Below are 19,643 nucleotides of genomic sequence, written 5' to 3' on the forward strand. Positions count from 1 at the left end.
CCAAATCGGGGGCACGGATGCAGCGAACAAACCATTGGAAACGATGGTGATGGAAGAGAAGCGTCCCCGGTGGGGCGGCCGGACTTCAAATCCGGTTGGGGCAGTCAGCCTGTCCCGGGTGGGTTCGACTCCCACTCTCTTCCGCCAAAATGCCCATTTAACTGGTTGTTATTGCTAAATTATATCCTGGCATCACAGCGGCGTCCCGCCAATGCATCCCCCACGCGGAATTGGCCAGAATGACGGATTTGCCCCCGGCCGAAGCCAGGGGCGTTGGTATCAAGCAACGAGCGCTCGGGCCTCGGCCCAGAAAGCATGATCGTCATTCGGCAATTCAAATGTCCCGTAGCTCGTCCACGCCAGCGCCTTGGCGATCATGTCGCGCGCATCCTCTGCGGGCGCTTCCATAATCCGATTGCTCAACTCATTCTGAGCGAACAGGTCGGCGTTAAACTGGCTCTCGGGCATCGTGCGGCCTTCTTCGCCGTTCAGTCGGGTTTCCTCGGCAACCCACTGTCGAAACATCCGCATGACCGGCGTCTCAGCCAGGTCGACCACGCACAGCGCAGCAGCCGGCGCCGCACCCGCGACAACCGCCGCAGGCAGGGCTTTCAGAAGGGCACGGCGGTTCATTGTCCGGCCTCCTTGCGCTGGATCTGATACTCGGCCTCAAGCAGCTCCTGCGCCTTCTTGACGCGATCCGCGACCACTTGGATCAGGTTGATGATGCCCGAGGCGATGGGCGCGTCGTCTTGCGTCAGGTGGTCGAGGGCCACTTCATCAAGGACGCACAGCAGCGCCCCGATGGTATGAAGCTCGGCTTCGGTTTCGCTATGCGCTTTGAAATAGCTCATGCCTCGCCCTCCTTCGGCAGGTTGATGCTGTCGAGATTGTTGTTCACCTCAAGCGCCATTTCCTTGGCGAGTTGCACCAGGGTCGGCTGAGCGTTCGGGACCACGCCATCGAGCGCGCAGGCTTCCAGAAGTTCCAGCAGATCGCACAGCCGCCCCATGATGGTCTGCTGGTCTTGGATATGTCGGGTAAGCGCGCTCATGCCGCACCCCCGATCAGGCTGACGGTGTAGCGCTTCGCGGCGCGAAGGTAGCGGCGCAGTTCCTTTTCCCGCTGGGTGTAATCACCGCTGTCCTTGTGGCTCACGTCGAGCGCCAGCGACAGGCTGTCGTCCAATTCGTAGAGGTCCGCGAGCGACATGCTGGGGGCCGGGACGGCGGGCGCCCCAACCATACGCGGTTCATTCGGTTGGATGTTCATTTCAGTTCTCACAGTTCTGGCTTTCCACAGCCGTCACTGGTTGCGGACCAGCGGCCGGGGGTTGGAAACCTGCTGTGAGACAGGTCGGACGACTTTAAGGTTTCCCTCTGGACATAGCATCCGCCCCCGGCCTATAAAGGTCGGGACGCAGATGCCCGCCAAGGCATCCGTCATTTCGACCGCGAGCTTCCGCGCCAACGGATGCTCAACCTGCCAAGGTATGCGGTCTATCACAGTCAGGGTTTCCACACCCACTGACCACGCTACACCCGACATGCCGAAAAGGTCAAGCCTGCCCCTCGGGGCGGTGGCATGCGTTTGTGCCGCATCGGTCGTTTCTCGACGCGGGCGTAACCTCTCTGCGCGCAGTTCAGCGCGCTACATTGGAATGAGGTTACACATGACCATCCAAAAGAAATTGCGTGTGCCCAGCGGAGTGCAGATCTGGGTCAACGACGGGCATTTGGCACCGGATTGGGTTGCTGAGGCTGTCCAAGAGGAACGGGCGTGCAACGGCTCACTGCTCCTGCGAACGCAACTAGGCGTTGCCCGGGTTCACAGAGGCATGTCGTGATCAGATGACGACTGCCTTTCCTGCCGAAGCCCCGAGGACCTGGACGAGTTCCTTCGCGGCCTGACGCAAGAAGCGGCGCCGGTCATTGCGGCCATCGGCCCTGGTAAATCGGCGGCCTATGGGTCTCGCAGCAAGCTCAAGCGCCGGAACCGCCAAAGGAGAGACGCGGAAAGTGGCGTATCGCGAACCCTGAGCTACTCCCCATCTCTTGGACAGTTTCCGGGATGATTTAAGCTACTCTCTGCCCCTGCTGATCGGTTTCGATCTGGTTGAAGTAGACCACGGCGGGCGGCTGTCCGCCATGGGCGGCGTGGGGCCGCTGGTGGTTGTAGAAGGTGATCCATCGGCCAACGCCCGCCTTCGCCTGCGAGCCGGTCTCCCAGGCGTGCAGATAGACGCACTCATACTTCAGGGACCGCCAAAGGCGCTCGATGAAGATGTTGTCGAGACACCGGCCCTTGCCGTCCATCGAGATCCGGGTGCCGATCCGTTTCAGCCGGTCGGTCCAGGCGAAGGACGTGAACTGCGAGCCCTGATCGGTGTTCATGATCTCGGGCGGGCCGAAGCGGTGGACCGCCTCGTTCAGCGCCTCGACGCAGAAGTCGGCTTCGAGCGTGTTCGAGATGCGCCAGGCCAGCACCTTGCGGGTGAACCAGTCCATGATGGCGACCAGGTAGAGGAAGCCTCGTCGCATCGGCAGATAGGTGATGTCGGCACACCAGGCATGGTTGTGCCGATCGACCCGCAGGCCACCCAGCAGATAGGGGTAGGTCTTGTGCCCCTTCGCAGGCTTGCTGGTGTTGGGCTTCTGGTAGATCGGCATCAGACGCATGAGCCGCATCAGCCGCCGGATGCGCTTCATGTTCACTGGGTGCCCTTCGTTCTGCAGGTGCCAGGTCATCTGCTGGACGCCGTAGAAGGGGGTTTCCAGGAACTGACGGTCGATCAGCCGCATGAGCGCCAGGTTCATCTCGGTCTCGCCCTGCGGTGCGTAGTAGAACGACGACCGCGAGATCGACAGCAGACGGCATTGCGCCCCGACCGACAGCGTGGGGTGAGAGCGTTCGATCATCCCGCGCCTCACCTGCCGGTCCAGGGCTTGAGCTTTCGTGACAAAAAATCGTTGGCGACGGCCAGCTCTCCGATCTTGGCGTGCAGCGATCGCACCGTCTCCTCGTCGACCTCGGCCTTCTTCTTCCTGCCGCGTTCGAAGATGTCCGATGCCCCCTCGAGCAGCGCCTTCTTCCACTGGTGGATCATCGTCGGATGCACGCCGTATTCCGCGGCCAGCTCCGACACGGTGCGCTCGCCCTTCACGGCTTCCAGCGCCACGCGAGCCTTGAAGCCCGCGTCATGGTTCCTGCGTTTCGACATCGTCTGTTCTCCTCGTTCTTGGAGACCAGCAGACGGAAGATCAGAGCTTACGTCACTGTCCGATTTTCGGGGAGGTGCTCACCCTGCACGATGCCGTGCGGGATGCCGTATTCGTCCAGCGTGCGACTGGTTTGCTTCACCAGCTCGACTCGGTCCACGAGGAACAGCGCATAGCTGCCCTTCTCGTGCGCCTGGCGCAGCAGGTGTGCCGCCATGACCGTTTTTCCCGCTCCGGTGCCGGCACAAAGGATCTGCCGCTTGGTGCCAATGCGGATGCCCTGCCGCAGGGCTTCAACGGCATCCTCCTGGTAGTCGCGAAGGTTGATGATCTTTGCCGGCGTGAAATTCAGCATCCCATGACCTCGGCATATGCGGCGGCTTCCGCATCTTCACGGGACTGGCCGCCGTCGAACTCTCGGATCGCCGCGCGCTCGGCCCACTCGTCAAACTCGGGCTATATCTCGCGCAGCAGGTTGTCTTTGCGCTCGCGCACCCACGCCAAAGCCTCGGGCTGGAGACGCCCCGGGCGAATGGTGATGCTCCACCTGTCGCGGATCACTTCGCCGCCATTGGCCCGGATGCGGTCGAGGATCGTGGTCACAGCTTCACCACGCCCATCTGTTCCAGTTCCTCGACGCGCTTCTTGAACGCGTAGACCTGCTTCATGGCGCGACCCTGTTCCTCTGTCGCGCGCCATTTCGCGTTCTCGGCAGTCTTGACGCTAGCGGTCAGGCGCCTGATCACCTCGTCCTTGTCGTCGGCGGTGAGGTCGGACAGCTGCGATTTCAGTCCGTCGCGCTCGGCTTTCAGATCCTTGATTTGGGCTTTCAGGTCGGCCAGATCGGCGTGCAGACCGAGATATTCGTCTTCCTGCGCCTCGGGGGTCAGGCTGCGGAACAGCTTGCGCAGCTTGGCGACTTCCGGGCTGTCTACGGGCTCTATAGTCTCGGTGGTGGGGGGCATCGAGGGCTCGCCCTCTGCCGCTGCCTCAGGCTTCAGCTTCGGCTTCGCCGGCGCCGCCAGATCGGCCTGTACCTTGGCAACCTGCTCGGCCGGTTCCAGCTTCTTGATCTGGTCCAGGTAGACGCCGGTATCGAGGCGGGTTCCGCGCAGGAGGTCGCGCGCTTCCTGGCAAACCCCGTCGGCCCGAGACACGGCGCGGTTGATGGTGCGCTTGTCTACCCCGGTAGCGTTGGCCGTCTCTGAGGCAAACTCGGTCTGCCTATGACCGCGCCCATTATCTCTTTTACTTTCAATCGGGGCAACTTGTCCCGATTGACGGCCTCCCAAAGCTCTTTTCGCTTGGCGAGATGCTCGGAGAACTGTGTCGGGGTCAGTTCCGACCGCATCAAGTTCTCGTCAATCTCCCAGATCTGTCGGTCGATATCGTCGCCCTTCATGAAGAAGGCATCAACGGTCTCCCAGCCCAGATGCTTGGCGGCGGCCAGTCGGTGAGCGCCCGCCACAAGCTGGAAGGCGTCGTCGGGCTTGGCCCAGACTGTGATCGGGGTTTGCAGGCCGATTTGCTCGATGCTGGCAAGCAAGGTCATCACCTTGGATGTCTTCACCGCGCGCAGGCGGGGAGGAACATTGACATGATCAATAAAATGCGCTCCATGCGCATACGCGACTCTCCGATAGGCATCAGGGTCGCGGGATCAGTAGGTGGGCTGGGGGCGGCTGGCGAGCCAAGCGCTGATGTCGCTCTCGCGCCACGCCACTGCCTTGCCGGTAATCTTGATTGGGCGGGGGAACTCGCCCCGCTTCATCATATCATAGATCGAGCTGCGGCTGAGCGCGGTCATTTTCTCAGCCGCTGGCCGGCGATACACAGCGTCTGCCATGGCGGCACCCTCATGTTGAATATGGAACATGGGGGCAGAATGGCCGGCGGAATTCGTGAAACAAACCTGTTTCAGTTACGAATAGAACGTCGCGGCTTTGGTCCGGATCGCTTTATTTCTGGCTTCATCTTGGCGGCCTCCTTCCAAATGGCACGCCAAGGATCAATGGGTAAAGTGGGGCAAAGGAGGCTCTTTATATCGTCGCGGCGCATACCTTGATCCGAAAGCTCAATAATTTTAGATATGAGACTCCTCTCGGGAAGCAAAGGTCAGGTTCGCCACCTATCATCGAGAGACCTAATACTATGGCGAATATTGACTTGGAGAGAAGCGCCGTCTAGTGGCGCAATGACTGATCGCATGTGCTGTAGTTGAGCAGATGCGATTAATGACGAAGGCCTCGGCCAGTATTCTTCTACTTTTTTATCAATATATTAACTTTGTCGGTGCTAAGATACCCACAAGCGGATAGACACGGGTGAAATGCGAAATACCCACCATCTTGAGGGGAGGAAAGGCGTAGAAAATTCTCGGAAAGTCTCACAACCCTCCCTGGTGGCAAGCACGCGGAAAAAGAAGGTTGCTGTGAAAAATGGCGTAAAACTTTCCAGTTTATTCTCCTCGTCTCGCAAGGTGCTTTCCAGTGCCAGCCTTTCCGCATCCTTCTCCTGTGATGCTTCAACTTTTGCTCGTAGTTCTGAATTGGATTCAATTTGAAATCTCGAGAACCTCCCCGAGGGAGACATGATCAACACTCGAATACATCACCCAATCCTCACGAAATTGTCTCGTTTCTCGGCCAGATACCCGGCCCACGCTTCCATCATCTTGCGCCGCTTCTCGAACAGGTCGGAGTGGGCATAGGCGCGCTCCACATCGGTCCCGACGATGTGCGCCAGGGCGCGTTCGGCGATGTCGTTCGGGAAGTTCGTCTGCTCCTGCGTCCAGGTCCTGAAACTGGTGCGGAACCCGTGCACGTCCACGGGAAAGCCGAGTTCCTTCACCAGCTTGGAAAGGGTCATGTCGCTGAGCATCTTGCCGGCCTTGGTGCCGGGGAAAATGAAGGCCCCCTCTTTCAGCCCCTCGGCTTCCTTGAGGATGGCTAGCGCCCGGCGGGACAGCGGCACCCGATGCGGGCGCTTCATCTTCATCCGGTCAGCCGGCACGTTCCACGCCTTCTCATTGAGGTCGATCTCGTCCCAGCAGGCGCCACGGGCTTCCAACGAGCGGGCGCAGGTCAGGATCAGGAATTCAAGGCACAGTCGTGTCGACAGCCCCGCCTTCGACCTGTGCAGCGCCGAGAGGAACGCTGGCACATCGGGATAGTCCATGGCCTTGCGCCGCTGCCTGGGCGCCGTCTGCTTGGGCAGCGCATCGGATATGCCGATGGCCGGGTTGTCCTTGCGCCAGCCCTGAGCGATGCCCCACTTCATGACCTTACTGATTCGTTGGGCGCTGGTCACATCCGAAACCTTAGTCCTGCCCATGGTCGGAAACACATAGGTCTCAAGGGTGGCGATGAACTGGCTGGCATGCTTCTCGTTCTTCCAGGTCGGCTTGAGCATCTCATAGATGGCGCGGGCCGCTTCCTCGAAGGTCTGGATCTGACGTTGAGCGCGCCGGTCCTGCAATGGGTCGCCGCGGGATCGAGCGAGCTTTCGGTTTTCATAGGCAGCCGCCCGCGCCTCAGCCAGCGAGACGAAATCGACGCTGCCCAGTCCCAGCTCCCGACGATTGCCTTGAATGACGATCCGTTGCACCCAGGACTTGTTCCCGTGGGCATCAACCCGGAGGATCAGCCCGTGCCCGTCGAAGAACTTTCCCGGCTCGCTGACGGTCTGCACGAAGCGCGCGCTCAGCGCCTTGGCTGGCCTTCTCATGCAATCCTCCGTATAACCTTTTTGCCCATTATCGCGTCCCCCATTCGGCACGAGATTACCGTGAACATTGGCGGAACATAGCGGAACACAGAAGCGAACACTTGTCAATAAAATCAACTTGATGCGGAACATAGTGGAACGTGCCGGATATGGCGGAAGCGGACACTCTGTTCCGCCAAATCCAAAGAGGTGACGGATGAACGGCTTGGACCTGGGTGACAGCGGCGTGACTGTCAGCGGCATCTGCCTCGGCACGATGACCTTCGGCAACCAGACCGACGCGCGCGCCGCCCATGACCAGCTGGACCGCGCCCTCGCCGCCGGCATAGGCTTTCTCGACACCGCCGAGATGTATCCCGTCAACCCCACCCGGCGCGAGACCGTCGGCCGCAGCGAGGAAATCATCGGCGACTGGCTGGCGGCGCGCGGCAACCGCGACCGGGTGCGGATCGCGACCAAGGTCACCGGCCCCAGCGGCATGGTCCGGCCCCAGGGCTATGACGGCGCCATCATCCGCCAGACCGTCGAGGCCTCGCTGAAGCGCCTGCGCACCGATTGCATCGACCTTTATCAGCTGCATTGGCCGCAGCGCGGCAGCTACGCCTTCCGGCAGAACTGGCGCTACGATCCCTCGGGACAGGACCGGCAGCAGACGCTCGACCACATGGCCGATGTGCTCGAGGCCATCGCCGATCTCAACAAGGCCGGCAAGATCCGCGCCTTCGGCCTTTCCAACGAATCGGCCTGGGGCACGGCGCGCTGGATCGACACCGCCGAGCGGCTGGGCGCCCCGCGCGTGGCGACGATCCAGAACGAATATTCCCTGCTCTACCGCGCCTTCGACACCGACCTGGCCGAGCTTGCGGTGAACGAACGGGTGACGCTGCTCGCCTATTCGCCGCTGGCGGCGGGGCTACTGACCGGCAAATACCAGGATGGCGGCAACCCGCCGGGCAGCCGCGCGGCGGTCGATGCCGGGACCGGCGGCCAGGGCAACCTGGGCGGCCGCCGCACCGACCGGGCCATCGAGGCGGTCGCGGCATGGCTGGAACTGGCGGCCGAGCTGGGGCTGGACCCGGTCCACATGGCCATCGCCTTCACCCGGCAGCGGCCGTTCCCGTCGATCCCGATCATCGGCGCCACCGATACGGCGCAGCTCGACCACCTGCTCGCCGGCCTGGACCTGGTGCTGTCCGACGAGGCGCTGCGCCGCATCGACCGGCTGCACCGCGCCCATCCCATGCCCTATTGAGCCGACGCGACGGAACCGTTGGCAGCGCCGCCGGGGGCGGGCAATCTGCCCGCGTCCCGACCGGAGAAGAAACCATGCTGCCGCCCATCCTTGCCGACCTGCGCATCCCCGTCGTCGCCTCGCCCATGTTCATCGTCTCGGGGCCCGACCTGGTCATCGCGCAATGCAAGGCCGGCATCGTCGGCAGCTTCCCGGCGCTGAACGCCCGCGAGAAACCCGGCGAGGCCCCGCTGCTCGACGCCTGGCTGACCCGCATCGCCGAGGAACTCGACCGCCACAACCAGGCCAATCCCGACCGCCCGGCCGCGCCCTTCGCGGTGAACCAGATCGTGCATCGCTCGAACGCGCGGCTGGAACGCGACATCGAGATCTGCCACCGCCACAAGGTGCCGATCTGGATCACCAGCCTGGGCGCCCGGCCCGAGGTGAACGCCGCCGCGCATGACTGCGGCGGCATCGCGCTGCATGACGTGATCAACAACAGCTTCGCCCGCAAGGCCATCGACAAGGGCGCCGACGGGCTGATCGCGGTGGCGGCGGGCGCCGGCGGCCATGCCGGCCCGCAATCGCCCTTCGCGCTGGTCCAGGAGATCCGGGCCTGGTTCGACGGCCCGCTGCTGCTCTCGGGCGCCATCGCCACCGGCCGCGCGGTGCTGGCGGCGCAGGCCATGGGCGCCGACCTCGCCTATATCGGCAGCCCCTTCATCGCCACCACCGAATCCAGCGCCCAGCCGGAATACAAGCGCATGATCGCCGAAAGCGGCGCCGAGGATATCGTCACCTCCTCCCTCTTCACCGGCGTCTCGGGCAATTACCTCGCGCCCTCGATCCGCGCGGCCGGGCTCGACCCGGAAAACCTCGCGACGGCCGATGCCACGGCGATGGATTTCGACAAGGCCACCTCGGGCGGCAAGCCCAAGGCCTGGAGCCAGATCTGGGGCTCGGGCCAGGGCATCGGCGCGGTGAAATCCGTGAGGCCCGCCGCCGAACTCATCGACCGCCTGGCCACCGAATATGCCGCCGCGCGCCGCGCGCTCTGCGCCGACTAAGCGCGTTTCACCGTCCCAAATACCCAAAAAGCCGCGCGCCCAGGGCCCGCGGCTTCTTTGCTCTTCAAATACCCCGGCGACGCCGCAACCGGCGCCCAGGGCTCAGCTGACCGCCAGCCCCTCGGTCGAGGCAAAGAACATCGCCTGCGACACCGCCGAGCGCACCTGCTCCTCGGAATAGGGTTTCGAGATCAGGAAGGCCGGCTCCGGCCGGTCGCCGGTCAGCAGCCGCTCGGGGAAGGCGGTGATGAAGATCACCGGAATGTCGCCCATGTCGGCCAGCAGCTCGTTCACCGCGTCGATGCCCGAGGAACCGTCGGCCAGCTGGATATCGGCCAGGATCAGGTCCGGCCGCTTCTGATGCGCCAGCTCGACCGCGGCCTTGTGGGTGCGGGCGATGCCGGTCACGTCATGGCCCATGGCCTGGACGATGCCCTTCAGGTCCATGGCGATGATGGTCTCGTCCTCGATCACTATGACCTTGCCGGACAGCGTCTGGCTCATCTCGCTCAGCGCGATCTGCACCAGCTCCTCGGCCTCGGCCTGCGGGCATTGCATGACCTGCGCGATCTGGTCATAGCGCAGCTCCTCGATGGTGCGCAAAAGCAGCGCCTCGCGCGAATTCGGCGTCAACCCGCGCAGATGCGCCTGGGCGCGGGCCTCGCGCGGGGTCTGCGCCTCGGCCTCGACCGGCTGGCCCGAGCTTTGCCAGATGGCGTGGAAGGTGCGGAACAGGCCGATGCGGGTGTCATCGCCCTGCATGGCGCTGCGGTCGGCCAGGATGGCCTCGAGCGTGGCGGCGGCATAATTGTCGCCGGCTGTCTGGCTGCCGGTCAGCGCACGCGCATAGCGGCGAAGATAGGGCAGCTCTCGGCTGATGGATTGGGCGAGATCCGCTGCGGACATGGCTTCCTCGAAAAATACGTTCCTGTTTGGAACTTGACCGGATACGTAGCGGTTAGGCAAGGTGCGCACAAGATTTTCGGGAATAACTAAAAAATGAATACGAGGCGGGAAGAACGCAGGCGGGCCGCGATCGAGAAGCAGATCGACGAGAATCTGCGGCGTGTCTATGAACAGGAAGCCACCCAGCAAATCCCCGACAAGTTCTTGCAGTTGCTCGACAAATTGCGCGAGCAGGAGTAATCCGCATGACCTTTCAGAAACCGGCGAAAGCCGCCCGCTCCGAAGGCCATGGCGACCCTCGGGACGAATTGGTGGACCATCTGCCGGCGCTGCGGGCCTTTGCGCTGTCGCTCACGCGCGAGGGCGCCTCGGCCGACGACCTGGTGCAGGACACCATCGTCAAGGCCTGGACCCATATCGACAAGTTCCAGCCCGGCACCAACCTGCGGGCCTGGCTCTTCACCATCCTGCGCAACACCTTCTATTCCGCCCGGCGCAAGACCCGGCGCGAGGTCAGCGACACCGACGGCATCCATGCCGCCCGCCAGGCCGCCCGGCCCGAACATGACGGCCGCCTGGCCCTGAACGATTTCCGCCACGCCTTCGAGAAGCTGCCCGACGAGCAGCGCGAGGCGCTGATCCTGGTCGGGGCCTCGGGCTTTTCCTACGAGGAAGCCGCCTCGATGACCGGCGTCGCCGTCGGCACGGTCAAGTCGCGCGCCAACCGCGGCCGCCGCCGCCTGGCCGAGCTGCTGCACCTGGAAGAGGGCGAGGAGCTCGAGATGACCGACCGCGCCACGCTGGCGGTGATGGCGCAGAACAACCCCGTCCTGCGCTGAGCCCCGCCCGTGCTGCGGCGATTGTTCGACCGGATGGAATTCACCAAGGGCCTGGGCTTCCGGCTGGGCGGCCTTTTGTCGGTGGCGATCCTGCCGATCGGGCTGATCTCGGTCATCCAGACCCTGCACCTGTCGCGCGAATACGAACGCAGTTCGGAAATCGCGCTGCTGGGCCGCACCGCCACCGCCGCCGCCGGCGAACGCGCGCTTTTGCAGGGCGCGCTCGGCACCGCCGACGCGCTGGGCCCGGCGGTGCTGGAAACCATGGACCGGCCGCAGGCCTGTTCCGACATCATGCGCGGCTTCGTGCAGCGCACGGTCAGCTTCGTCTATGCCAGCTTCACCCGGCTGGACGGGGTCACGGAATGCTCCTCGGTGCCGGGGGTGCATGACGTCTCGGACGATCCGGCCTATCGCCAGTTCCGCGACAGCCCCGGCACCCTGGTCACCAGCAGCCCGGTGGGCGCGGTCAGCGGCCTGCCGGTGGTGGTGGTGATCCAGCCGCTTTATCGCGGCGTCGATCTCTTGGGCTATATCAGCGTCTCACTGTCGCATGACATGCTGCGCTCGACCCATGTCGCCGAGCTGGGGACCGACGGCGCCCGCATCCTGACCTTCAACAACCAGGGCCAGGTGCTGTCCTCGGACAGCGAGCCCCTGGCGGATTTCGACGAGGTGCTGCCGCGCGACAAGTCGCTGACCTCGCTTCTGTCGCGCAGCGAGACCACCTTCCGCGACTATACCAGCGCGGGCGAGCGGCGGGTGTTCAGCGTCGTGCCGGTGGTGCCGGGCCTGGTCTATGCGCTGGGCTCGTGGAACCGTGCCGACAGCGGCATCGCCGGCATCGACATCACCCGGCGCACGGCGCTGATCCTGCCCCTGATCCTGTGGGCGGCCTCGCTGGTGGTGGCCTATTTCGCGGTCTACCGCCTGGTGCTGCGCCATATCCGCGAACTGCGCGGCCAGATGCGCCGCTTCGCCATCGGCGACCGCTCGGCCCCGCCGCCGGTGCTGACCGACGCCCCGGCCGAGATCGAGGACATGAGCCAGACCTTCCACAACATGGCCCGCATCCTGATCCGCGACGAAGAGGCGATGGAGGCTTCGGTCAACGAAAAGACCGTGCTGCTGAAAGAGGTGCATCACCGGGTCAAGAACAACCTGCAGCTGATCGCCTCGATCATCAACATGCAGATCCGCATGATCGACCACGACGACGCGCGCCGGGTGCTGCGCTCGGTCCAGGACCGGGTGGCGTCGCTGGCGACGATCTATCGCAATCTCTACCAGGCCGAGCACCTGGATTCGGTCGAGGCCGACCGGCTGATCAGCGACATCATCAACCAGATGGCCAATGCCTCGGTCGGGCCCGGCGGCGGGCTGCGCATCGAGACCCAGCTCGAGCCCCTGGTGCTGATGCCCGACCAGGCGGTGCCGCTGACGCTGCTGGCGACCGAGGCCTTTACCAATGCGCTGAAATATTCCGGCGTGGCCGATCCGCAGTCCCGGCCCTGGGTGCGGGTGCGGCTGGGCATGGACGGGCCGCAGCACGCCGTGCTGGAGGTCGAGAACTCGGTCGGCGCCGCCAGCCTTGCCGAAAGCACCGGCCTCGGCAGCCAGCTGATCGAGGCCTTCGCCATGCAGCTGGAAGGCGATGCGACGCAAGAGGCGGACGACCGTCACTACCTGCTGCGGCTGCGCTTCCGGGTCGAGAACCTGGCAAAACGCGAAACCGGCACGCCGGGCGCGGTGGTGCTGACCTCGGCCTCGCGCCCGGGGGCGCGGCATTAGGGGGCCCATGGGAGTGTCTTGCGTCACATTTGATAGGCAGGCGACAGCATTTATGATGCATGAGGGATTGGGCCACCGTCCGGGGTCCAGATGGTGGCGGATGATTCGCTATTGGGAGCCGCTCTCCATGGTCGCCTGGGCCACTTCCCGAGACCGGAGATGGGGTTAGAAGCACCGTTACAGTACCCGCTATGGGTGTGGTGAGGTAGCGGGCCACAATGCTGCCAAGAACCTATCTTGGCAGCATTGACTTGCAGGCGCAAGTTTGCCTATTGGTGGCGAGTTAATTGCTGAACCGTATTTGAAAGCTCAACATGACACAGGCAAAATTTATCGTAGGGGCTGTAGGAAGCGGTACAATTTTGCTAGCCGCCGTTTATTTTATCGTAGGGCCTAGAGCTGGTCAAAATTACTACAATGATTTCATGAACAAGGGAACTATTCGCGGGGTCTATAACTGCGTCGAAATTAACAAAATCAATGATGAAACCAAAGAAGAATTGGCGAATTACTGCATGAAGCAGCACGAACAACTTCTAGAATCGTCTACCATAACTAGCACTATGGAACTTCGTCCAGATCAATTTTTTGATACTGAGGCTTATCTCAAAGTTGTCAACAAATCCTACGAATTTTATGTAACTCGCGCAGAGACCAAGATAGAGTACAGTTCTTTTGGGCTTGTTTGGGAAGACTCTATCAATGTAACTGTTAAGCCTGGCGAGGAGAGCGGTGTGGAAATCCGATTGAAAGATTCAAAAAACCTGACAACTCAATGGTGTTCTAAGGAAGAAACCCAAGGAAGTTGTTTTTTACCTTGGTCACTTAAACTATACGGAGTGTCTATTGATTAATGTCGAATCCTCTAGGGCGTGTTGACAAAAGGGATTCACCGGGCGCGGTGATCGTGATTCAAGCTGGTATCTGCAATGGAGACCAGCGTGGCACGAAACCTGATGTCGAACGACGAGTGGGCGTTCTTTGAACGCTTCATCCTGGCTGTCCGTTCTCCGAACGGCCGCAAGCCCACGAACCATCGGCTTGTTCTGGATGGGATTTTCTGGATCGCCCGAACGGGGTCGCCCTGGCGCGACCTGCCGGAAGAGTTCGGCAAATGGTCGTCTGTCTATCGGCAGTTCCGGCGCTGGACGTTGGCGGGGCTGTGGGAACAGATCCTGGAGGCGCTGAACGAGAGCCGGATCGTGCCGGATGCGCTGCAGATGATCGACAGCACCGTGGTTCGCGCTCATCATCAGGCAGCGGGCGCAAAAGGGGGACTCCGCGCCAAGGTTTCGGCCGCTCGCGAGGTGGCTTCACGACCAAGATCCATCTGCGGGTCAATGCGGCAGGCCTGCCCATGAGAACCGAGATCACGGCCGGGCAGACATCGGACTACCTCGGCTTCGATCTGGTCATGGCTGACAACCTGCCCGAGCCAAGCGTTCTGCTCGCAGACCGCGGCTACGACTCCGACAACATCCGCAAGACCATGGAGGTGCGCGACGTGGTGCCGGTCATCCCCATGCGCAAAACCCGGAAGCTACGGGTCGCCGTTGACCGCAGGCTCTACCGCCTGCGCAATCTCGTTGAGCGGTGCTTCAACAAGCTCAACAATGCCCGTCGCGTCGCCACCCGCTACGACAAGACCGCCGAAAGCTTCCTGGGCTTCATCGACATCACGTCGATCCGCCTCTGGCTCCGCCATTTGTCAACATGACCTAGGGTTGCGCAATCAATTCTTTGAGCAGCGGAGCCAGTGAAGCAAGGCTCTGAGTCGTCATTATCTCGCCCTCACTCCCCCGCCGCCTCTTTCGCCGCCTGCCGCAGCTTCCGCGCCGCCAGGAACCGCCGCCGCCGGGCCAGCTCCAGGTTCAGCATGGCGCCCAACAGCACGGTGAACCCGCCCAGGTAGAACCACATCAGCAGCGCGATCACCGCCCCGATCGAGCCATAGATGCGGTTGTAGCTGTTGAAGCTCGCCAGATAGGCCGAGAAGCCATAGGACACCCCCGCCCAAGCCAGCGCCGCAAAGACCGAACCCCAGGTGAAGATCGGCGTGCGCGGCGTCTTCACGTTCGGCCCATAGCGATAGATGATGCCGATCACCAAGAGCACGATGAAGAAGATTGCCATCCAGGGCACCGAGCCGATCAGCCAGTTCCGCAGCGGCACGTCGGGCAGGAAGTTGAAGGCGATGGGCACCACGATGATCGTCGCCAGCCCCAGCGCGATCACGCCGACGATGACCAGCGTCAGCAGATAGGCCAGGATGAAGCCCCAGATCGTCGGGTGCGAGCGCACGCCATGCGCCGCGTTCAGCCCCTGGATCAGCCCTCCGACCCCCTGCCGGGCCGAGATCGTCGCGATCAGGAAGGAAATCGCCGTGGTCCAGCCCAGCTGCGTGCGCCCGGCGGCGATCAGCGAATTGATCTGGCCATAGATGATATCCGCCGCGCCCGAGGGGATGAATTCGTCGGTGGCATGGACGTATTGCTCCAGCTGCTGCGGGTCGTACCACAGCCCCCACAGCGCGAACAGCGCCGCCAGGCCCGGGAAGACCGCGAACATGGCATAGAAGGCCACGCCCGCCGCGATCAGGGTCATGTGGATCTTGTCCATGCGCTCGAAGATCGCCTGAAGGAACAGCCACCAATCCCTGATCACATTCCCGTCCTCGCATCGCGTCCTGGCCATCCTGGCAGGAAAACCGCCCGGGCCGCCAGAAAGGTTCCGGATCCTAGCGGTTTTCGCCGGCGCTGTAGCGCAGCCACACCGCCTTTTCGCCCAGTTTCGCGACGAAGGCGGCATGGGCCTCGGCCTCGTCGGCGGTCAGGCGCGGCGCCAGCGCCCGCGGCCGCGGCCCGCGCGGCGCCAGGGGCGCGGCCACCGCGTTCGCGACCACCACGCTCTGCCCGGCGCTTTCCAGCACCAGCCCGGGCTGGCGGCCGCCGCGCAGCGCCAGATAGACCTCGGCCAGCAGCTCGCTGTCCAGCAGCGCGCCGTGCAGCGTCCGCCCCGAATTGTCGACCCGGAACCGCCGGCACAAGGCGTCCAGCGAGTTCTGCGCCCCCGGGAACTGCATCCGGGCGATTTCCAGCGTGTCCACCGCGCGGCTGTGGGGCATCGCCGGATAGCCCGCCGCCTTCAGCTCCCAGTTCAGGAATTTCATGTCGAACTGGGCGTTGTGGATCACCAGCCGGGCGTCCTCGCCGATGAAGGCGACGAAATCGGCGGCCACCTCGGCAAAGCGCGGCTTGTCGCGCAGGAAGTCGTCGCCCAACCCATGCACCTCGAAGGCCTCCTGCGGCATCGGGCGCTCGGGGTTGATGTAGACATGGAAGGTCCGGCCCGTGGGCAGGTGGTTCATCAGCTCCAGCGCGCCGATCTCGACGATGCGGTCGCCGCTGTCGGGGTCGAAGCCGGTGGTCTCGGTATCCAGAACGATCTCACGCATGCGGCCGTCTTGCCATGATCTCGGCGCAGATGTCCATGATCGCCGCCCGCGCGCCGTCAAGCGTCTCGGACGGGATCACCCAATCGGCCCGCGCGCGCTTTTCCGCATCCGGCATCTGCCGGGCCAGGATCATCGCGAGCCCCGCCGCGTCCATGCCCGGCCGGGCCAGCACCCGCGCCCGCTGCACCTCGGGCGGGGCCGAGACCACCGCCACCCCGTCCATCTGCGCGTGCGAGTTGCCCTCGAACAGCAGCGGGATGTCCAGCACCACGATGGGCGCATCGGCCTGCGCGGCGACGAAAGCGGCGCGGTCGGCGGCGACCAGCGGATGCACGATGGCCTCCAGCCGGGCGAACCCGTCCGGGTCGGCCGCCAGCTGCGCCTTCAGCGCGGCGCGGTCGATGCCGCCGTCGCGCAGCACGCCGGGAAAGGCCGCGGCGACCGGGGCCACCGCCGCCCCGCCCGGGGCGTAAAGCCGGTGCACCGCCGCATCCGCGTCCCAGACCGGATGCCCCAGCGCGCGAAAGATCGCCGAGGCGGTGGACTTCCCCATGCCGATGCCGCCGGTCAGGCCCAGCAGGAAGCTCATGCCAGCACGGCCGCGCGCAGGGCGTCGTCCACCTCGGGGCGGCGGCCGAACCAGCGCTCGAACCCCGGCGCGGCCTGATGCAGCAGCATCCCCAGCCCGTCCACCACCCGGCAGCCGCGCGCCTGCGCCTCGACCAGGAAGGGCGTCATCAGCGGCGTATAGACCAGGTCGGTGGCCAGCGCGTCGGGCGACAGCGCGTCCAGCGGCACCCGCAGCGCCTCCTTGCCCGCCATGCCCATCGAGGTGGCGTTCACCACGGTCAGCGCCCCCTCCAGCATGTTGCCGGCCTGCGCCCAGTCATAGACCACGACCTTGGCGCCGAACTCGGCCTTGATCTGCTCGGCCCGGATGCGGGTGCGGTTGGCGATGCGCAACTCGGGCACGCCGCTTTCCAGAAGCGAGGCGACCACGGCCCGCGCCGCGCCGCCGGCGCCGATCACCGCCGCCGGCCCCAGGTCGGGGATCCAGTCCGGCGCCATCTGGCGGATATTGGCGATGAAGCCGTAACCGTCGGTGTTGTCGGCATGGATCTTGCCGTCGGGGCGAAAGATCAGCGTATTCGCGGCGCCGATCAGCGCGGCGCGGTCGGTGACAACATCGGCCAGCGCCAGCACGCTTTCCTTGTGCGGGATGGTGACATTGGCGCCGACGAAACCCATGCGCGGCATGGCGCGCAGCACCTCGGCCAGATGCTCGGGCATCACCGGCAAGGGCACGTAATGCCCGGCGATGCCATAGCGTTGCAACCAATGCCCGTGCAGCCGGGGCGAGCGGGAATGGGCGATGGGCCAGCCCAGCACCGCGGCAAGCGGCGTGTTGCGGGGGGCGGCGGAGTCGGTCTCGGGCATGGCCTACCTTGCGCGTCTGGCAACCGGGGCGCGCGGACCCCGGCCGGTTCCTGTTGAACCGACAAGTGCAGATGGCCCGAGCCGGGGTCAAGACGTATCGCCCCGGCCGTCCCCGCGCCATGGCAGGAATGCAACCCCCGGCTGTGCCTGGCCTCAGATCGCGCCCATCTCGGGCAGGTCGCCCTCGGCCACCAGGTCCTCCAGCGTCAGCGATTCGATCAGCAGCAGATAGGACCAGAACACCTGGCCGAACATGCGCCGCAGCCGGCAGCTGGCCTCGTCCTCGCAATCCTCGCAGCGCTGATAGGACCGCCGCGACAGGCAGGGCAGGGGCGCGATCGGCCCGTCGACCTGGCGCAGCAGCTCGCCGATGGAAATCTCCTTCGGCCGCTTGATCAGCACATAGCCGCCGGCCCGGCCGCGGCGCGAACCGACATAGCCCGCGTTGCGCAGCTCCAGCATGATATGCTCCAGAAAACGCTTCGGCGCGCCGGAACGCTGGGCGATCTCCTCGATCGTCAGCGCATGGCCGCCCGCGGCGACCTCGTCGGCCAGCGCCAGCAGGGCCTTGATGGCGTATTTCGTCTTCTGCGAGATCATAACGAATCCTTAGTCTTGCCCGCCACATCATGCAATCTCTTCGGCAAGATTTCGCGCGCCCCTCTGGCATCGCCATGGAACCTTCGCCAGAAAGTCATAGTTTTGACACATTGGCCGCGCATTCCTGCCGCGCAGCACCAAGGGGAGATCACCATGCGCATTGCCGTTCTGGGTGGAGACGGGTTCGTCGGCTGGCCCACCGCCCTGCATTTGTCGAACCTGGGCCACGAGGTCCATATCCTCGACAACCTGTCGCGGCGCTGGATCGACACCGAGCTGGGCGTGCAGTCGCTGACGCCGATGGATTCCATCCAGGAACGCTGCCGGATCTGGCATCAGGAAACCGGGCGGCGCATCCATTTCCACCTGCTGAACCTGGCGACGGAATATGAGCGTCTCAAGTCCTGGCTCAGCGACATCCGCCCCGACGCGGTGATCCATTTCGCCGAGCAGCGCGCCGCGCCCTATTCGATGAAGACCGACCGCCACAAGGTCTATACCGTCAACAACAACACCAACGCCACGCATAACCTCTTGGCGGCGCTGGTGGAAACCGGCATCGATGCGCATCTGGTCCACCTGGGCACCATGGGCGTCTATGGCTATTCCTCGGTCGGCGCGCCGATCCCCGAAGGCTATCTGGACGTGCAGATCGACACGCCCGCCGGCGCGCGCCAGCAGCAGATTCTGTATCCGACGCGGCCCGGCTCGGTCTATCACATGACCAAGAGCCTCGATCAGATCCTGTTCCAGTTCTATGCCCAGAACGACGGGCTGCGCATCACCGACCTGCATCAGGGCATCGTCTGGGGCACGCATACCGACCAGACCCGCCGGCACGAACAGCTCATCAACCGCTTCGACTATGACGGCGATTATGGCACGGTGCTGAACCGTTTCCTGATCCAGGCCGCCATCGGCTATCCGCTGACCGTGCATGGCACCGGCGGCCAGACCCGCGCCTTCATCCATATCCAGGATTCGGTGCGCTGCATCGAGCTGGCGCTGAAGGACGCGCCCGTGGCGGGCGAGCGGGTGCGGATCTTCAACCAGATGACCGAGACCCACCGCGTCCGCGACCTGGCCGAGCTGGTCGCCCGCCTGACCAGGGCCGAGGTCGCCTATCTGCCCAACCCCCGCAAGGAGGCCGAGGAGAACGACCTGATCGTCAAGAACGACCAGTTCCTGGCGCTGGGCCTGCAACCGATCACCCTGGCCGAGGGGCTCTTGTCCGAGGTCGTCGAGGTGGCGAAGAAATACGCCCATCGCATCGACCGCTCGCGCGTGCCGGCGGTCTCGGCCTGGACCCGCGACATCGCCAAGCGCGTCGAGCACGATCCCGAGGGCCGCAGGCTGCGTTCCGTATCGTGA

Annotated in this window: 23 protein-coding genes, 1 tRNA gene and 2 pseudogenes; 9 read left to right on the top strand and 17 right to left on the bottom strand. The window is 64.0% G+C overall.

Features of this window, described 5'->3' with window-relative positions; translation table 11 throughout:
- Positions 1–51 precede the first annotated feature (51 nt).
- Positions 52–147: transfer RNA gene (locus PARN5_RS0106990), tRNA-Sec, on the top strand.
- Between the two features lie 132 nt (positions 148–279).
- On the opposite strand, the gene PARN5_RS0106995 is transcribed toward PARN5_RS0106990, so the two are convergent.
- The 11 genes and pseudogenes from PARN5_RS0106995 to PARN5_RS0107050 form a co-directional block, all read right to left on the bottom strand.
- On the bottom strand, positions 280–633 hold the full coding sequence (locus PARN5_RS0106995; RefSeq protein WP_017999057.1) for a hypothetical protein: 354 nt from the start codon (positions 631–633) through the stop codon (positions 280–282).
- Positions 630–854 (bottom strand): hypothetical protein, encoded by a 225-nt coding sequence (locus tag PARN5_RS0107000; RefSeq protein ID WP_017999058.1) that lies wholly within the window; start codon positions 852–854, stop codon positions 630–632. The genes PARN5_RS0106995 and PARN5_RS0107000 overlap by 4 nt, the downstream gene beginning before the upstream one ends.
- Entirely contained in the window at positions 851–1,054 is a 204-nt protein-coding gene (locus tag PARN5_RS0107005) for a hypothetical protein (protein WP_017999059.1), read from the bottom strand. The genes PARN5_RS0107000 and PARN5_RS0107005 overlap by 4 nt, the downstream gene beginning before the upstream one ends.
- Positions 1,051–1,212 (bottom strand): hypothetical protein, encoded by a 162-nt coding sequence (locus tag PARN5_RS0107010; RefSeq protein WP_232419319.1) that lies wholly within the window; start codon positions 1,210–1,212, stop codon positions 1,051–1,053. The genes PARN5_RS0107005 and PARN5_RS0107010 overlap by 4 nt, the downstream gene beginning before the upstream one ends.
- 863 nt (positions 1,213–2,075) lie before the next feature.
- Positions 2,076–3,220, bottom strand: a pseudogene (locus PARN5_RS0107015) (IS3 family transposase).
- 47 nt (positions 3,221–3,267) lie between these two features.
- Positions 3,268–3,573: a DEAD/DEAH box helicase family protein gene (locus PARN5_RS0107025; protein WP_017999061.1), complete on the bottom strand. Its 306-nt coding sequence runs from the start codon at positions 3,571–3,573 to the stop codon at positions 3,268–3,270.
- 101 nt (positions 3,574–3,674) lie between these two features.
- Positions 3,675–3,821, bottom strand: a complete 147-nt coding sequence (locus PARN5_RS24830) for a hypothetical protein (protein WP_017999062.1) — start codon at positions 3,819–3,821, stop codon at positions 3,675–3,677.
- Entirely contained in the window at positions 3,818–4,375 is a 558-nt protein-coding gene (locus tag PARN5_RS0107035; RefSeq protein ID WP_017999063.1) for a hypothetical protein, read from the bottom strand. The genes PARN5_RS24830 and PARN5_RS0107035 overlap by 4 nt, the downstream gene beginning before the upstream one ends.
- A gap of 23 nt (positions 4,376–4,398) precedes the next feature.
- Positions 4,399–4,788: a ParB N-terminal domain-containing protein gene (locus PARN5_RS0107040; RefSeq protein ID WP_276269673.1), complete on the bottom strand. Its 390-nt coding sequence runs from the start codon at positions 4,786–4,788 to the stop codon at positions 4,399–4,401.
- 90 nt (positions 4,789–4,878) lie between these two features.
- Entirely contained in the window at positions 4,879–5,094 is a 216-nt protein-coding gene (locus PARN5_RS0107045; RefSeq protein ID WP_346420446.1) for an AlpA family transcriptional regulator, read from the bottom strand.
- Between the two features lie 734 nt (positions 5,095–5,828).
- Positions 5,829–6,944: a site-specific integrase gene (locus PARN5_RS0107050; RefSeq protein ID WP_017999066.1), complete on the bottom strand. Its 1,116-nt coding sequence runs from the start codon at positions 6,942–6,944 to the stop codon at positions 5,829–5,831.
- Between the two features lie 196 nt (positions 6,945–7,140).
- Here PARN5_RS0107050 and PARN5_RS0107055 point away from each other — a divergent pair, with 196 nt between their 5' ends.
- Positions 7,141–8,196, top strand: a complete 1,056-nt coding sequence (locus tag PARN5_RS0107055) for an aldo/keto reductase (RefSeq protein WP_017999067.1) — start codon at positions 7,141–7,143, stop codon at positions 8,194–8,196.
- Positions 8,197–8,270: 74 nt separating this feature from the next.
- On the top strand, positions 8,271–9,245 hold the full coding sequence (locus PARN5_RS0107060; protein WP_017999068.1) for a nitronate monooxygenase family protein: 975 nt from the start codon (positions 8,271–8,273) through the stop codon (positions 9,243–9,245).
- Between the two features lie 102 nt (positions 9,246–9,347).
- Here PARN5_RS0107060 and PARN5_RS0107065 read toward each other — a convergent pair whose 3' ends face one another.
- Positions 9,348–10,151: a response regulator gene (locus tag PARN5_RS0107065; protein ID WP_017999069.1), complete on the bottom strand. Its 804-nt coding sequence runs from the start codon at positions 10,149–10,151 to the stop codon at positions 9,348–9,350.
- 93 nt (positions 10,152–10,244) lie between these two features.
- Here PARN5_RS0107065 and PARN5_RS0107070 point away from each other — a divergent pair, with 93 nt between their 5' ends.
- From PARN5_RS0107070 to PARN5_RS23390, 5 genes and pseudogenes are all read left to right on the top strand, one after another.
- Positions 10,245–10,391 carry a NepR family anti-sigma factor gene (locus tag PARN5_RS0107070; protein WP_017999070.1) on the top strand — a complete coding sequence of 49 codons (147 nt, stop codon included), beginning with the start codon at positions 10,245–10,247 and terminating at the stop codon, positions 10,389–10,391.
- A 5-nt stretch (positions 10,392–10,396) separates the two neighbouring features.
- Positions 10,397–10,990: an RNA polymerase sigma factor gene (locus PARN5_RS0107075; RefSeq protein ID WP_017999071.1), complete on the top strand. Its 594-nt coding sequence runs from the start codon at positions 10,397–10,399 to the stop codon at positions 10,988–10,990.
- Between the two features lie 9 nt (positions 10,991–10,999).
- The gene (locus PARN5_RS0107080) at positions 11,000–12,781 is read left to right on the top strand and encodes a histidine kinase dimerization/phosphoacceptor domain -containing protein (protein WP_017999072.1); all 1,782 of its coding nucleotides are present in this window, start codon (positions 11,000–11,002) and stop codon (positions 12,779–12,781) included.
- Positions 12,782–13,095: 314 nt separating this feature from the next.
- A complete protein-coding gene (locus tag PARN5_RS24120; protein WP_157403947.1) occupies positions 13,096–13,635 on the top strand; it encodes a hypothetical protein in 540 nt (179 codons plus the stop codon).
- A gap of 102 nt (positions 13,636–13,737) precedes the next feature.
- A pseudogene (locus PARN5_RS23390) lies at positions 13,738–14,498 on the top strand (IS5 family transposase).
- Between the two features lie 74 nt (positions 14,499–14,572).
- Here PARN5_RS23390 and PARN5_RS0107095 read toward each other — a convergent pair.
- From PARN5_RS0107095 to PARN5_RS0107115, 5 genes are all read right to left on the bottom strand, one after another.
- On the bottom strand, positions 14,573–15,445 hold the full coding sequence (locus PARN5_RS0107095; protein ID WP_157403948.1) for a YihY/virulence factor BrkB family protein: 873 nt from the start codon (positions 15,443–15,445) through the stop codon (positions 14,573–14,575).
- Positions 15,446–15,518: 73 nt separating this feature from the next.
- Entirely contained in the window at positions 15,519–16,235 is a 717-nt protein-coding gene (dnaQ, locus tag PARN5_RS0107100; RefSeq protein WP_017999074.1) for a DNA polymerase III subunit epsilon, read from the bottom strand.
- Positions 16,228–16,824 carry a dephospho-CoA kinase gene (gene coaE, locus PARN5_RS0107105; RefSeq protein ID WP_017999075.1) on the bottom strand — a complete coding sequence of 199 codons (597 nt, stop codon included), beginning with the start codon at positions 16,822–16,824 and terminating at the stop codon, positions 16,228–16,230. The genes dnaQ and coaE overlap by 8 nt, the downstream gene beginning before the upstream one ends.
- On the bottom strand, positions 16,821–17,672 hold the full coding sequence (locus PARN5_RS0107110; protein WP_017999076.1) for a shikimate dehydrogenase: 852 nt from the start codon (positions 17,670–17,672) through the stop codon (positions 16,821–16,823). Before PARN5_RS0107110 ends, coaE begins: the two co-directional genes overlap by 4 nt.
- A gap of 153 nt (positions 17,673–17,825) precedes the next feature.
- Positions 17,826–18,272, bottom strand: a complete 447-nt coding sequence (locus PARN5_RS0107115; protein WP_017999077.1) for an Rrf2 family transcriptional regulator — start codon at positions 18,270–18,272, stop codon at positions 17,826–17,828.
- A gap of 153 nt (positions 18,273–18,425) precedes the next feature.
- Here PARN5_RS0107115 and PARN5_RS0107120 point away from each other — a divergent pair, with 153 nt between their 5' ends.
- A complete protein-coding gene (locus PARN5_RS0107120; protein WP_017999078.1) occupies positions 18,426–19,643 on the top strand; it encodes an NAD-dependent epimerase/dehydratase family protein in 1,218 nt (405 codons plus the stop codon).

This window comes from Paracoccus sp. N5 (assembly GCF_000371965.1).
Taxonomy (GTDB): Bacteria; Pseudomonadota; Alphaproteobacteria; order Rhodobacterales; family Rhodobacteraceae; genus Paracoccus.

Coding starts and splice junctions, on each gene's coding strand:
- PARN5_RS0106995 (WP_017999057.1), bottom strand. CDS start 633: ATGAACCGCCGTGCCCTTCTGAAAGCCCTGCCTGCGGCGGTTGTCGCG.
- PARN5_RS0107000 (WP_017999058.1), bottom strand. CDS start 854: ATGAGCTATTTCAAAGCGCATAGCGAAACCGAAGCCGAGCTTCATACC.
- PARN5_RS0107005 (WP_017999059.1), bottom strand. CDS start 1,054: ATGAGCGCGCTTACCCGACATATCCAAGACCAGCAGACCATCATGGGG.
- PARN5_RS0107010 (WP_232419319.1), bottom strand. CDS start 1,212: ATGTCGCTCGCGGACCTCTACGAATTGGACGACAGCCTGTCGCTGGCG.
- PARN5_RS0107025 (WP_017999061.1), bottom strand. CDS start 3,573: ATGCTGAATTTCACGCCGGCAAAGATCATCAACCTTCGCGACTACCAG.
- PARN5_RS0107045 (WP_346420446.1), bottom strand. CDS start 5,094: ATGTTCCATATTCAACATGAGGGTGCCGCCATGGCAGACGCTGTGTAT.
- PARN5_RS0107050 (WP_017999066.1), bottom strand. CDS start 6,944: ATGAGAAGGCCAGCCAAGGCGCTGAGCGCGCGCTTCGTGCAGACCGTC.
- PARN5_RS0107055 (WP_017999067.1), top strand. CDS start 7,141: ATGAACGGCTTGGACCTGGGTGACAGCGGCGTGACTGTCAGCGGCATC.
- PARN5_RS0107060 (WP_017999068.1), top strand. CDS start 8,271: ATGCTGCCGCCCATCCTTGCCGACCTGCGCATCCCCGTCGTCGCCTCG.
- PARN5_RS0107065 (WP_017999069.1), bottom strand. CDS start 10,151: ATGTCCGCAGCGGATCTCGCCCAATCCATCAGCCGAGAGCTGCCCTAT.
- PARN5_RS0107070 (WP_017999070.1), top strand. CDS start 10,245: ATGAATACGAGGCGGGAAGAACGCAGGCGGGCCGCGATCGAGAAGCAG.
- PARN5_RS0107075 (WP_017999071.1), top strand. CDS start 10,397: ATGACCTTTCAGAAACCGGCGAAAGCCGCCCGCTCCGAAGGCCATGGC.
- PARN5_RS24120 (WP_157403947.1), top strand. CDS start 13,096: ATGACACAGGCAAAATTTATCGTAGGGGCTGTAGGAAGCGGTACAATT.
- dnaQ (WP_017999074.1), bottom strand. CDS start 16,235: ATGCGTGAGATCGTTCTGGATACCGAGACCACCGGCTTCGACCCCGAC.
- coaE (WP_017999075.1), bottom strand. CDS start 16,824: ATGAGCTTCCTGCTGGGCCTGACCGGCGGCATCGGCATGGGGAAGTCC.
- PARN5_RS0107110 (WP_017999076.1), bottom strand. CDS start 17,672: ATGCCCGAGACCGACTCCGCCGCCCCCCGCAACACGCCGCTTGCCGCG.
- PARN5_RS0107115 (WP_017999077.1), bottom strand. CDS start 18,272: ATGATCTCGCAGAAGACGAAATACGCCATCAAGGCCCTGCTGGCGCTG.
- PARN5_RS0107120 (WP_017999078.1), top strand. CDS start 18,426: ATGCGCATTGCCGTTCTGGGTGGAGACGGGTTCGTCGGCTGGCCCACC.